We start from the raw sequence: 11,671 nt of genomic DNA on the forward strand, positions 1-11,671 counted from the left end.
TCCCCTGCTGTGAAAGGAGCGCCCGCCTTGTCTGTTTCCCGACTGACCCGCTGCGCCGTACTGACGGCTCTGGCCCTGGCCCTCTCGGTGGCCGAGGGTCTGGCCCCGCTGACCATCCTCATCCCCCTGCCCGGCCTGCGTCTGGGCCTGGCCAATCTGGTGACGGTATACGCCCTGTGCCGCCTCTCCGGGCGGGAGGCTCTCCTCATCCTGCTGGCCCGCTGCTTCCTGGGCAACCTTCTGGGGGGCAATCTGATGGCCCTGGCCTTCTCCCTGACCGGCGGACTGCTGGCACTGGGGGTCATGGCCCTCCTGTTCCGGCTCCCCGCCCTCTCCCTCTACGGCGTATCCATCGCCGGGGCCGCCGCCCACAACACCGGGCAGATCCTGGCCGCCATGGCTGTGCTGGGCAGCCGGGCCCCTCTGGTCTATCTGGCCCCGCTGCTCCTCTGCTCTCTGGTGACAGGGGCGGTCACCGGGGCGGTCTCCCTCCTGCTGGTGCGGCGGGTGCCCGCACCCTTCTCCGCCGCCTGACCGGACCTTTTCCAAATCTTACACGATTCGACGGAATTTCGTAAGAATTTGTAACCTGTTTGTGGTTTTTTTCGGTCCTTTCCGCGCTATGATAGTGTCTGCCGGAGGAGCATCGTCCCCTGGGACGCCGTCTTCTCCTCCTTCCTCCGGAAATACAGATGATAAAGAGAGGATGCGAGCTTTATGAATTGCCTGAAACGCGGCGCGGCCTTTTCTCTGGCCCTACTGATGACCTTTTCTCTGGCCGCCTGCCAAAAGCCCGGCGCAACACCCGGACCGGAGCCGAGCGCCTCCGCTGCCCCGGCCCCCACGCCCACACCCACGCCCGACCCGGAGGAGGCCGTGCGCACCTACTGGTCGGAGGACCAGCTCACCCAGGCCTGGGGCCCCAACCAGGTGGTGGAGCATCTCTTCTTCCACCCGGTCATCGCCTATCCGGAGTTCACCTTCTCCAGCGCCGTGCCGGAGAACCGGCAGAAGGGCCTGGACGACTGGATGCTCACCGCCGACGAGTTCAAGAAGATCCTGGACGAGCTCTACCGGCGGGACTACATCCTGGTCAACATGTGCGATGTGTGGAGCGAGTACACCACCGAGAGCGGCGAGTCCCGGATGCAGCGCAACACCCTCATGCTGCCCGAGGGCAAGAAGCCCCTGGTCCTCTCCTTTGACGATGTGAACTACTACGAGTACATGCTGGCCGAGGGCTTCACCTCCAAGCTGGTGCTGGGCGAGGACGGGGACATCTGGGCCGAGTGCACCGATCCCAACACCAAGGAGACCTTCCTCACCCAGGATCTGGACGCCACTCCCATTCTGGACCAGTTTGTCCGGGCCCACCCGGACTTCTCCCTCAACGGCGCTAAGGGCTGCTTCTCCCTCACCGGCTATGAGGGCATCCTGGGCTACCGCACCCAGAACGACATCGACATCGCCGCCGACGACCCCCGCCGTCCCGCCTTTGACGCCAACCGCCAGGCCGAGATCGAGGCGGTCAAGCCCATTATTCAGCGCCTCAAGGACACCGGCTGGACCTTCGGTTCCCACACCTGGGGCCACATCAACCTGGGCTCCTCCAAGGTGGATCTGGACTGGGTCAAGCGGGACACCGTCCGCTGGGCCGAGGAGGTGGGCTCCCTGGTGGGTCCCACCAACATTCTCTTCTATCCCCACGGCGCCCGCCCCGACGGGGACGACTGGCATCAGACCGGCCCCAAGCTCCAGTACCTCCAGAGCCAGGGCTTCCGGATCTTTGCCAGCGTGGGCGTCAACTCCTTCTCCTACATCAAGGACGATCTCTCCGCCGTCATCTGCGACCGGCTCCATCCGGATGGGACCACCCTGCGCTACGGCGGACACCACTACACCCAGTTCTATGACGTGCGGGACATCATGGATACCGTCCACCGCCCCGACTACGGCAACAACTGGGCCGAAAAGGCCTCCATCCTGGACCAGATCCAGAAGCCCGGCGCCTGAGTACAAATAAACCCCCGGCTGTCCTCCCTGTTGCGGGAGGACAGCCGGGGGCTTTTTCATGGATGTCTGGGCGCTCAGTCCCGCTCCTTGAGGGGCAGGTAATCCTGATGGGTGCCCACATACTGATAGGCGGGCCGGATGATCTTGCCCATGTTGATGAGCTCCTCCATCCGGTGGGCGCCCCAGCCTGCCATGCGGGCCATGGCGAAGAGGGGGGTATAGAGCTCCTGGGGCAGGTCCAGCATGTGATAGACGAAGCCGGAGTAGAAGTCCACGTTGGCCGACACGCCCTTGTACATCTTCCGCTCGCCGGAGATGACCTCGGGACCCAGGCGCTCCACCAGGGAGTAGAGCTCATACTCCTCCATACGTCCCTTCTCCCGGGAGAGCTTTTCCACCATCCCGTGGAGAATGTTGGCGCGGGGATCGGACAGGGAGTAGACCGCGTGGCCCATGCCGTAGATCAGGCCGGACTTGTCAAAGGCCCGCTTGTCCAGCAGGGCCCGGAGATAGGCCCGCACCTCGTCCTCATCCTTCCAGTCCCGGACCACCTGCTTCATGTCCTCAAACATCTGGATGACCTTGATGTTGGCACCGCCGTGCCGGGGGCCCTTCAGGGAGGCCAGGGCGGCTGCGATGCAGGAATAGGTGTCGGTCCCCGAGGAGGTGACCACGTGGGTGGTAAAGGTGGAGTTGTTGCCGCCGCCGTGCTCGGCGTGGAGCATCAGGCAGATGTCCAGCACGTGGGCCTCCCAGTAGGAGTAGGCCGAATCGGGCCGCAGGAGGGCCAGGATGCTCTCGGCGGTGGAGTGCTCGGGCTGGGGGGCGTGGATGTACAGGCTGCTGCCGCTCTTGTAGTTGTAGGCCTGATAGCCGTACACCGCCAGCATGGGAAAGACCGCCAGCAGCTGGAGGCACTGGCGCATCACATTGGGCAGGGAGATGTCGTCGGCGTCCTCGTCATAGGAGGCCAGGTTGAGCACGCTCCGGGCCAGGGAGTTCATAATGTCCCAGCTGGGGGCCTTGAGGATGATGTCCCGCACAAAGTTGTTGGGCAGGGTGCGGTAGTAGGAGAGCTGCCCGCGGAACTCCCGGAGCTGGGCCTCATTGGGCAGCTGGCCCAGCATCAGAAGGTACGCCGTCTCCTCAAAGCCGTAGCGCCCCTCCTTCAGCACGCCCTGTACCAGGTCTTCCACATTGATGCCCCGGTAATAGAGCTTGCCCTCACAGGGGACGCTCTCACCGTTGACCACCTGCTTGGCCACAATATCAGAAATCTCCGTCAGACCGGCCACGACGCCCTTGCCGTTCAGGTCCCGCAGACCGCGCTTGACGTCATAACGCACGTAGTCATCCGGGTTGATGCAACTATTCTCTTGGGTCAGGGCCGCCAAGCGCCGGATCTCTTCGGTCACGACGCCGTAATTCGGATTGCTCGCCATACAAAAACCTCCATTCTATGCGCACTTTTTCCACGGCACCATACACTTTTGCCTCCTATGGCGCAATTGTTTGAGGTCTATTGTAGCATGAAAATGTTACCAGATTATGAATGGTCCTGTAAATTTTCCTGCAAAACCGTTTTACCGCCCCGCCGTCTCCTCCAGACCGAGAAAATCCCGGATCTCCTCCATGCGCTCCATGGCCTGGTCATAGCCGGACTGCCAGAGGGCGCGGATCTTGTCCACATCCCGCTCCACCCGGGAGAATCCACGGGTGTCCTCGGGGGCCAGCAGCAGGACCTTTCCCTCCCGCTCCAGGCAGAAGAGCTCCTCCCGGTCGGCGTTGTAGGTCTCGGCCCGGCGGCGCATGGTCTCGCAGAAATGGGGATACTTGTGATAGCGCAGGTCGATGAGGGGCTGGAGCTTCTCCGGCTGTCGGCGGTAGCTCCGCTCCCGGGTGAGGACCACCACCACCCGGTCGCATCCCTGCTGGAAGGCCCGCCGGAAGGGGATGGCGTCGGCCGCCCCGCCGTCCAGGCACTTGATCCCGTTCAGCTCGTAGATGGGAAAGAGCAGGGGCATGGCGCAGGTGGCCTGTAAGAGCAGGAACTGGTCGTCCCGGCGGGGGACCTCCAGGTACTCGGGCCGCCCGGTCTCCAGGTTGGTGACCACCGCCTCGGCCTTTCCGGGCCAGGCGGCAAAGGTCTCATAGTCAAAGGGGACCAGGCGGTTGGGAATCTCCTCATAGGTAAAGCGCAGGCCGAAGTAGCAGTGGTTGCCCGGACGGAGGAGGTTGCGCTTGCTCATATACCGCTTATCGTTGGCATAGCGGGTCAGAATCTCCAGATTCCGCCCGAACTGCCCCGAGAGGTAGCTCACCCCGTAGGCGATCCCGGCGGAGACCCCCACCACATAGGAGAAGTCCACCCCGCCCCGCAGCAGGCCGTCCGTCACGCCGCTGGAGAAGATGGTGCGCAGCGCTCCGCCCTCCAGCACGATTCCCGTTTTCATGGTTTCATTCCTTCTTTCTATCCCACGGCTGGGACCGTCCTACAGACGGCAGAGGTCTGGCCCGGGGGCCCTTCCCTCCGGTGCTGTCCATCCCAGTAGGACAGCGCGCCCACCAAAAGTGCCAGCAGCACCAGGACCAGGACGATTTGAAGACTCTGCCGTTGTTTCATGAAGTGTTCCCCCTTCTTTTCTTACATCCGCCGGGTGCGGAAACAGAAGGTCAGCGCAAAATAGATCGCCAGATAGAGGGTGATGCACGCGCCGGTGGAGGCCCCCACCTGATAGGAGGTCAAGAGCCCCGCAATTCCGGCCGCCAGGGCGCCCACCACCGAGAAGAGATGATACTGCCGCAGGTTCCGGGCCAGATTCCGCCCCGCCGCCGCGGGCAGCACCAGAAGTGAGTTGATGACCAGCAGGCCCACCCAGGTCATGGACACCGTCACCACCACGGCGATGGCGGCGGCAAAGAGGCTCTCCTGCCAGAACACCCGGATGCCCCGGCTGTCGGCCAGGGCCGGATGGACCGAGGCGAGCATCAGCTGGTTGAAAGAGCACACCCACAGCACGACCACCACCAGCAGGATGGCCGCCAGGAGGCCGATCTTTCCCGGCTCCACGCTCAGGATATCGCCCACCAGCAGGGCGTTGAATTTGGTAAAGCTTCCCCCGCCCAAGGTGGCGATGAAGATGCCCAGGGCCACCGCCGTGGAGGAAAAGACCCCGATCACCGTGTCGCTGGCCAGGTTGGTGTGCCGGCGGACGTAGGTAAACAGCACGGCAAAGATCACCGCAAAGACCACCGCGCACCACATGGGCTCGGCCAGACCGCACAGGGACCCGATGGCGATCCCGGTAAAGGCCGAGTGGCCCAGCGCGTCGGAGAAGAAGGACATCCGGCTCTCCACCACCATCGTGGAGAGCAGGCCAAAGAGGGGCGAGATCACCAGGATGGCCAGCAGCGCGTTTTTCATGAAATACATGCTGTCCGGCTGGGCCCACTCAAAGGGGAGCAGCTCTACCAGAGCATACCACAGCTCCATGTTACATCCCCTCCTTTCGCAGATCCAGATGGAATACCTCCCGGAACTCCGGCGAGGTGAGGACCTCCCGGGGCGGGCCCACCCGCAGCACGCTGCTCTTGAGGAGGACCACCTTGTCGGCAAACTGCTCCAGGGTAGCAAAGTCGTGGGTGGAGAGGAGGATGGAGAGATCATAGCTGCGCCGGATCTCATCCAGCATGTCCAGGAGCTGCCGCTCCCCGTCGATGTCCACGCCGGAGAGGGGCTCGTCCAGGATCAGGATGTGGGGCAGCGGCTCCAGCGCCAGGGCCAGCAGCACCCGCTGGAGCTCACCGCCCGAGAGGGCCCCCAGGCGCTTGTCGATGAGGGAGGCCCCGTGGACCCGCTCCAGACAGCCGCGCACCCGCTCCCGCAGCCGGCGGGGTGTGGGCAGAAAGACCGGCCAGTCCGAGATGGCCGCCGCAAAAAAGTCCAGCACGCTCACCGGGTCCCCCCGGTCAAAGCTGGGGCTCTGGGGCACATAGCCGATGAGGGGGCGGGTCCGGCTCCCGCCGGCCTGCTGGAAGTCGATGCTGCCGGTGTGGCCGATCTGCCCCAGGATGGCCCGGAATAGAGAGCTCTTTCCCGCGCCGTTGGGCCCGATGAGGGCCACGATCTCCCCGCAGTGGAGGTGGAAGCTCACGTCGTGGAGGATGGAGTCTCCGCCGATGTCCACCCCCAGCTTGTCCAGCCGGAGACAGCAGGCGCCCGTGCACCCCTCTCCGGCATTCTGATGTTTCTGTACGCTCATGCAAGTGCCTCCAAAATGGTCTCAAGATTGGATTCCATGGCCTCCAGGTAGGGGTCCAGGCCGCTCCCCTCTCCGCTCATGATCATGGTGAGGGGGGCGCTGGTCACCCCCGTCTCCCGGGAGAGCGCCCGGGCCGTGGCGTCCGAGCCGTTGACCTCGGTGAAGACCGCCGGGATCTCCTCGGCGCGGATGAGCTCCACCAGCTCCTTGAACTCCCGGGCGGAGGTCTCGCTCCCCTCCTCCTCTTCAATGGCCTTGAGGATGTGCAGGTCAAAGGCCTCGGCAAAATAGCCAAAGCCGTCGTGGAAGGTGATGAGCTCCCGGTTGGTCAGGCCGGACAGGGTCTCCCGCCCCTCCTCCGCCAGGGTATACAGCTTCTCCTGGGCCGCCTGGGCGTTGGTATAGTAGGTCTCGGCATGGTCCGGGTCCCACTGGGCCAGGGCCTGGGCGATGGTCCCGGTCATCACGGCGGCCCGCTCCGGGTCCATCCAGATGTGGGGGTCATACTCGCCGTGGTCATGCCCCTCGTGTTCCTCGTGGACATGGCCCTCCTCGTCCTCGTCCAGGTGGCGCAGCTCCACGCCGGCAGAGCAGTCCACCACCGGCGTTCTGGACGCGGCCACCGCGTCCGCCATGAAGTCCTCCATCCCCACGCCGTTTTCCAGGATCAGGTCGGCCCCGTCCAGGGCCTTCATGTCCCGGATGGACAGGGTATAGTCATGGAGACAGCTCATGGGCTGATTCACCACCGGCACCACCCGGATCTCCTCCACGCCCTCCGCCACCGCGGAGGCAAAGCAGTAGACCGGCCAGGTGGTGGCCGCTACGGTGGGCAGATCCTGCTTCCCCTCCCCCGCAGGCGCGCAGGAGGTCAGCAGGAGTGCGCAGGCCGCCAGGCCTGCCAGGTAAGTTTTTTTCACGCAAGCACCTCAGAATCTAGGTCTTATAGGGAATTATAGGGATTTATAACACTTTATTATATCCTATTTGCCCGGATTTGTAAAATCCTGATTTAGGGTCCAAATATGCTCGCCCCCATTATTATTAAATGCACAGAGACTCACATGAGTCGCCTGTGCATTTTTCTTTTTATATCGACCCCAAAAGACGGAGGTGAGACCGACGGGAAAATACCGCTACCTGACCTTCGAGGACAGGAAGAAGATCGAGGCGTGGCATCTGCTCGGAGATCGGCCGGTCGACATCGCGGCCCGCCTGAGCGTCCACCACACCACGATCTACAAGGAGCTCCAGCGAGGCGCGACCGGCGCGCTGGACGCCAACCAGCGCGAAGGGTACAGCGCAGAGCTCGCCGAGAGGCGGCTCCGTGAGAGCTTCAAGCGCAGAGGCAAGAAAGCGGTCGCAATCCACGCACAGTAGCCAAGAACACCCGGCGCCGCCGGGCCGAAGAAAGGAGATGGCCCCATGAGACAGACGAACACGACCCCGACGCTGAAGATGGACAAGCTGCGCGCCCGCGCTGCTTCCTGATCGCCGCCGGCGGCCGTGTTTTTCGTTTTCAGGGAGCCAAGCCAAGCACCCCGGCCGAGGCCGGGCCAAGATGAAAGGAGCAGACACATGACTCAGAACGACCTCAGAGAGAAGGTCATCAACGCAGAGGCGAAGGTCGCCAAGCGTAAGGCCGTCTTAAAGAAACACCGGGAGCAGCTCGCCAAACTGATCCAGAAGGGCGCCGACGAGTTCGACATCAGCATCAAAAAGGACGACATCGAGAGCGCAAAGAGAAAGCTCGAGGAGGCTGAGAAGATCCTCAACAACTGGAAGGAGAAACTCGACGAGCGCATCACCGCCGACGACTATCTCGAGGCCAACGCGCCGGAGATCCTGAAGGACTTCCTCGAAAACTGGAAGCAGCACGCAATCGCCTACTACCGCCAGAGACGGATCGACGTCATCGAGTACCGCAAGGATCTGAAGGCAAAGGAACGGGCCGCCCGGCTGGAGGCGCTTCAGACACTCCCCTCTCTCGAGAAGTACCGCGAGCTCTACAAGGGCCGCGAGCTGACCGACTACGACCTCGCAAACCTCTGGCCGCGTCGTGACGTCGACGCCTTCCTGAGTGAGCGCGGTCTGGAATACCACCAGATCCAGAAGAAGCTCCACGAAGCAGGCGACCAGATCACGCTCAGGCTGCTGGAGATCCGCGACGAGGACGAGCGCGAGGCGTGGCTCGAAAAGACGATGGACGAAGAAAAGCGGGCCAAGCTGCTTGACCTGATCGGCCGCATTATGAGCACGGTCGGAACCATCACCGACGCGGCCGCCCTCTACATCGGCCCCGAGGGCGACATCAACGGCATCATCGTCGGCACGGAGGGCAAGGCAAAGATCCAGACCATCGGCGCCGGCGGCTACAACATCCAGTGCTTCCACTTCAGGACGCTGATCCACGAGATAAAGTGAGGTGAAAAGCATGAACACCAAAGCCATCCAGCAGCTCGCCGACGCCACGCTGGACAAGTACCGCAGCTCGATCCCTCGCAAAGCCTTCGAGGAGTTCGTGAAGGACATCATCGCCGGAGAGAACCGCGCGACCGCCTTCAGATACGAAGCGAGCCCCATTTGTCGGGCCTCGTTCCCGTCCACGCTGGACGAGGACGGCACCCGCTGCACCGTGGAGGTCACGGTCTACCGGCTGAACGCCGTGGCCGTCACCGCCTTCCTGCTGGATGGGCCCGAGACGCTGCTACGGCACATCGGGCTCGACGAGCGGGACACATACACCACCAAGCACGAGATCGACGACCTCGTCACCGTCGTGCACATCACCAGAGAGGAGGCGCCAGCATGGCAGCACTGAGAGACATCGCCCGAGACTTCGCCCCGGAGATCCGCGACGGCATCGGCTGGACAATCGTGTATCGCACCGGCCGCTCGTGGAACGCCCTGACGATCTGGAGCGACATCTGGAACGGCGAGTGGGAGACTGACGACCTCAACGAGGCCATCGGGATCCTGAAGGCAGACCCGGACGCCGTCATCGTCAACGGCTACTACTGCGGCCACTTCGGTGAGGACATGACCATCGACGAGATCGCCGCCGGGATCCGCTGGCACTACGAAGGCGGCCGCAACCGCCTCGCGGACTATTGCGAAGTCACGCAAGGCCGGGACGCCCTCGAGGAGGGCCGCAAGGCTGCCGAAGCTGCCGGCCTCCCGTTCTGTGAGCGTCTGGCCGACGGCGGCGATGACGAGCTGAGCCCCTACGTCTACGACGGCAGCATGACGCTCGCCGATCACGAGAAGATGCAGCAGGCCCGCGAAGCCTTCGAGAAGCTGGCCGACGCGCTGCGGGAAATCGCCGCCAAGCTGGCCGAGGCCCTGAAGCCGGTCATCAACGCCGTGCTCTCTGCCCTCAAAAAGCTCTGGAAGGTATCGGCCAAGGCCATCGGAGTGCCGCCGAAGTGGCTGCACCTCGCAGCTCACGCAAAGAAAGCCAGAACCCGGAAGAAGTACCGCAACCGCATCCGGCGCTATGTTTTCGAGGCTCTGGCTGCGGAAGGAGGTGGAGGCCCATGACAGCCAAGTGCGTCGGCTGCGGGCTCGACTGGAACGTCAGCATCTACCAGAAGATCCCCGCACCGGCTACATCTGCCCGCACTGTGAGAGCCGGCTCCGCGCCGGCGAGACCCTGCCAAACATTCAGGCCAGCCAGAAGGCTCGGCCGCAGAGAACGAAAGGAGCAACCCCATGAAAAAGATCGCACTCAAGAACGCCGCCCGCAGCACGGCCTTCGACTATGCCGGCCAGAGCTGGATCCTGCTGGAGAATGATGACGGCCGCGCCCTCTGCCTGAGCAAGGACATCATCGAGACCCGAGCCTTTGACGAGGGCAACTGCAACAACTTCGCCGTCGCCAGCAGCAAGGAATACCTCAACGGCGCCTACCTCGACAACCTGCTCGAGGACGTGAACGGCCCCAACGCCTTCCTGACCACGGAGCTCGACCTGACCACCGACGACGGCCTGAAGGACTACGGCACCTGCACCGTCACCATCTTCCTGCTGACGGTCGACCAGTACCGGCGCAACCGCGACGTCATCCCAAATGCAGACGACTGGTGGTGGCTGTCCACCGCCTTCAGCACGAAGTCTAACGGCTACGAGTCACTCGCCCGCGGCGTCTGGAACGATGGCACGCTGTACTGGAACATCGCCTACTACGGCTACTACGGCCTGCGCCCCGCTTGTTATCTGGACTCCGATCTCCTGATCTCCATCGAGGACGACGAAGCCACCGACGACGTCACGCCGGAGCACGCCGGCGAGATCATCGCGGCGCTGGCCGAGCAGTACGGCGGCACCTTCGCCACCGAGGATCAACTGACCACGGCCCTCTCGTTTATGCTCGGCACCCTGAGAGCTACCCGCGAGAAGGAGGCCCGGCATGAGTAACCTCTCCACCCTGTTCGACCGCTACAAGGCCCTCGTCGTGTTTGATACCGAGACCAGCGGCCTCGACTTCGACAACGACCAGATCATCGAGCTCGCCGCCCTGCGCGTGGAGCACACGGCCATCGGCGGCCTGCGGATCGCCGGCAAGATGGACACCTTCATCAAGCTGCCCGAGGGCGAGACCCTCCCGGAGAACATCGTCAGCCTGACCGGCATCACCGACGAGCGGCTCCAGACCGAGGGCGTGCAGCCTGCCAAGGCGGCCAGCCAGATCGCCAAGCTCATGCAGAACGGCCCGACCCTGATGATCGCCCACAATGCGCAGTTTGACGCCTGTTTCCTCCGCGGCCTGCTTCGCGGCCAGAAGGTCGGCCGGATCGACTGGCTGGACAGCCTGACGGTCTACAAAGACCGCAGGGCCTACCCGCACAAGCTCGCCAACGCGATCATCGCCTACGACCTAACCGGCAAGGTGCAGAACAGCCATCGCGCCATCGACGACGTGCTGGCCCTGTTCGAGGTGCTGAAGGCGATGGACGACGAGCGTGAGGATCTCGGCAGCTACGTCAACCTGTTCGGCTACAACCCCAAGTACGGCGTCAGCGGCCGCCGGATCGTGGGCGTCAGATATGAGCCGCAGAGCTTCAGCAAGGGCCTGACTCGCCCGGAGCAGACGCTCCCGGCCCGCGTGGCGCGGAGGTGACAGCATGAGCCCGGAGATCACGATCACGAGCGAGGAGCTGCGCGAGCGCGTCGAGGATCGCCTCGACCGCTGGATCCCTGACGACGTCTGGAACCGTGCCGAGCCCTACGCCCGCCACAAAAACGAAGTAAACCGGCAGCGGCGCCCCGAGATCGACTACTACGACAACGACTACCTCGTGCCGCTGACCGCTGACACCGTCCGAGAGACCGAGTTCAGCGACCTCACTCACACCCTCTGTGATCTGACCGTCGCACGGGCTCAGTGAAAGGAGAAA

General features: G+C 63.5%; 15 protein-coding genes. 9 read left to right on the forward strand and 6 right to left on the reverse strand.

The genetic code is table 11. The annotated features are described in order from the left end of the window. Positions 1–27: 27 nt before the first annotated feature. Together I2C21_RS01795 and I2C21_RS01800 are read left to right on the forward strand one after the other, a co-directional pair. Entirely contained in the window at positions 28–534 is a 507-nt protein-coding gene (locus I2C21_RS01795) for a Gx transporter family protein (protein ID WP_193536401.1), read from the forward strand. Between the two features lie 183 nt (positions 535–717). Continuing rightward, positions 718–2,013, forward strand: a complete 1,296-nt coding sequence (locus I2C21_RS01800; protein WP_195278344.1) for a polysaccharide deacetylase family protein — start codon at positions 718–720, stop codon at positions 2,011–2,013. Between the two features lie 74 nt (positions 2,014–2,087). On the opposite strand, the gene I2C21_RS01805 is transcribed toward I2C21_RS01800, so the two are convergent. The 6 genes from I2C21_RS01805 to I2C21_RS01830 all read right to left on the reverse strand — a co-directional run bounded on the left by I2C21_RS01805 (position 2,088) and on the right by I2C21_RS01830 (position 7,195). Further along, positions 2,088–3,455 carry a citrate/2-methylcitrate synthase gene (locus tag I2C21_RS01805; protein ID WP_193536399.1) on the reverse strand — a complete coding sequence of 456 codons (1,368 nt, stop codon included), beginning with the start codon at positions 3,453–3,455 and terminating at the stop codon, positions 2,088–2,090. A gap of 141 nt (positions 3,456–3,596) precedes the next feature. Further along, positions 3,597–4,466: a patatin-like phospholipase family protein gene (locus tag I2C21_RS01810; RefSeq protein ID WP_195278345.1), complete on the reverse strand. Its 870-nt coding sequence runs from the start codon at positions 4,464–4,466 to the stop codon at positions 3,597–3,599. A gap of 17 nt (positions 4,467–4,483) precedes the next feature. Then, entirely contained in the window at positions 4,484–4,636 is a 153-nt protein-coding gene (locus I2C21_RS01815) for a hypothetical protein (RefSeq protein ID WP_193536397.1), read from the reverse strand. A gap of 21 nt (positions 4,637–4,657) precedes the next feature. After that, the gene (locus I2C21_RS01820) at positions 4,658–5,506 is read right to left on the reverse strand and encodes a metal ABC transporter permease (RefSeq protein WP_101693584.1); all 849 of its coding nucleotides are present in this window, start codon (positions 5,504–5,506) and stop codon (positions 4,658–4,660) included. Between the two features lies 1 nt (position 5,507). Continuing rightward, the gene (locus tag I2C21_RS01825) at positions 5,508–6,275 is read right to left on the reverse strand and encodes a metal ABC transporter ATP-binding protein (RefSeq protein WP_193536395.1); all 768 of its coding nucleotides are present in this window, start codon (positions 6,273–6,275) and stop codon (positions 5,508–5,510) included. Then, entirely contained in the window at positions 6,272–7,195 is a 924-nt protein-coding gene (locus tag I2C21_RS01830) for a metal ABC transporter substrate-binding protein (protein ID WP_353654760.1), read from the reverse strand. Before I2C21_RS01830 ends, I2C21_RS01825 begins: the two co-directional genes overlap by 4 nt. Before the next feature lie 193 nt (positions 7,196–7,388). Here I2C21_RS01830 and I2C21_RS01835 point away from each other — a divergent pair, with 193 nt between their 5' ends. The 7 genes from I2C21_RS01835 to I2C21_RS01865 all read left to right on the forward strand — a co-directional run bounded on the left by I2C21_RS01835 (position 7,389) and on the right by I2C21_RS01865 (position 11,662). After that, positions 7,389–7,655, forward strand: a complete 267-nt coding sequence (locus tag I2C21_RS01835; RefSeq protein ID WP_195278346.1) for a helix-turn-helix domain-containing protein — start codon at positions 7,389–7,391, stop codon at positions 7,653–7,655. Positions 7,656–7,853: 198 nt separating this feature from the next. Then, a complete protein-coding gene (locus I2C21_RS01840) occupies positions 7,854–8,699 on the forward strand; it encodes a hypothetical protein (protein WP_195278347.1) in 846 nt (281 codons plus the stop codon). A 10-nt stretch (positions 8,700–8,709) separates the two neighbouring features. Beyond that, on the forward strand, positions 8,710–9,096 hold the full coding sequence (locus I2C21_RS01845) for a hypothetical protein (RefSeq protein ID WP_195278348.1): 387 nt from the start codon (positions 8,710–8,712) through the stop codon (positions 9,094–9,096). Then, positions 9,084–9,815, forward strand: coding sequence for a hypothetical protein (locus I2C21_RS01850; RefSeq protein ID WP_195278349.1), 732 nt, complete (start codon positions 9,084–9,086; stop codon positions 9,813–9,815). Before I2C21_RS01845 ends, I2C21_RS01850 begins: the two co-directional genes overlap by 13 nt. Before the next feature lie 171 nt (positions 9,816–9,986). After that, positions 9,987–10,691 carry a DUF6273 domain-containing protein gene (locus I2C21_RS01855; RefSeq protein WP_195278350.1) on the forward strand — a complete coding sequence of 235 codons (705 nt, stop codon included), beginning with the start codon at positions 9,987–9,989 and terminating at the stop codon, positions 10,689–10,691. After that, entirely contained in the window at positions 10,684–11,394 is a 711-nt protein-coding gene (locus tag I2C21_RS01860) for a 3'-5' exonuclease (protein ID WP_195278351.1), read from the forward strand. The genes I2C21_RS01855 and I2C21_RS01860 overlap by 8 nt, the downstream gene beginning before the upstream one ends. A gap of 4 nt (positions 11,395–11,398) precedes the next feature. Then, positions 11,399–11,662 (forward strand): chitinase, encoded by a 264-nt coding sequence (locus I2C21_RS01865; protein WP_195278352.1) that lies wholly within the window; start codon positions 11,399–11,401, stop codon positions 11,660–11,662. Positions 11,663–11,671: the final 9 nt, after the last annotated feature.

Origin of the sequence: Clostridium sp. J1101437_171009_A5 (assembly GCF_015547905.1) — a bacterium.
Taxonomy (GTDB): Bacteria; Bacillota; Clostridia; order Oscillospirales; family Oscillospiraceae; genus Pseudoflavonifractor_A; species Pseudoflavonifractor_A gallinarum.

Excerpts from the sequence above, each read along its gene's own strand:
- I2C21_RS01860 (WP_195278351.1), top strand. The coding sequence starts at position 10,684 with ATGAGTAACCTCTCCACCCTGTTCGACCGCTACAAGGCCCTCGTCGTG.
- I2C21_RS01865 (WP_195278352.1), top strand. The coding sequence starts at position 11,399 with ATGAGCCCGGAGATCACGATCACGAGCGAGGAGCTGCGCGAGCGCGTC.
- I2C21_RS01800 (WP_195278344.1), top strand. The coding sequence starts at position 718 with ATGAATTGCCTGAAACGCGGCGCGGCCTTTTCTCTGGCCCTACTGATG.
- I2C21_RS01825 (WP_193536395.1), bottom strand. The coding sequence starts at position 6,275 with ATGAGCGTACAGAAACATCAGAATGCCGGAGAGGGGTGCACGGGCGCC.
- I2C21_RS01855 (WP_195278350.1), top strand. The coding sequence starts at position 9,987 with ATGAAAAAGATCGCACTCAAGAACGCCGCCCGCAGCACGGCCTTCGAC.
- I2C21_RS01815 (WP_193536397.1), bottom strand. The coding sequence starts at position 4,636 with ATGAAACAACGGCAGAGTCTTCAAATCGTCCTGGTCCTGGTGCTGCTG.
- I2C21_RS01805 (WP_193536399.1), bottom strand. The coding sequence starts at position 3,455 with ATGGCGAGCAATCCGAATTACGGCGTCGTGACCGAAGAGATCCGGCGC.
- I2C21_RS01845 (WP_195278348.1), top strand. The coding sequence starts at position 8,710 with ATGAACACCAAAGCCATCCAGCAGCTCGCCGACGCCACGCTGGACAAG.
- I2C21_RS01850 (WP_195278349.1), top strand. The coding sequence starts at position 9,084 with ATGGCAGCACTGAGAGACATCGCCCGAGACTTCGCCCCGGAGATCCGC.
- I2C21_RS01810 (WP_195278345.1), bottom strand. The coding sequence starts at position 4,466 with ATGAAAACGGGAATCGTGCTGGAGGGCGGAGCGCTGCGCACCATCTTC.
- I2C21_RS01820 (WP_101693584.1), bottom strand. The coding sequence starts at position 5,506 with ATGGAGCTGTGGTATGCTCTGGTAGAGCTGCTCCCCTTTGAGTGGGCC.
- I2C21_RS01840 (WP_195278347.1), top strand. The coding sequence starts at position 7,854 with ATGACTCAGAACGACCTCAGAGAGAAGGTCATCAACGCAGAGGCGAAG.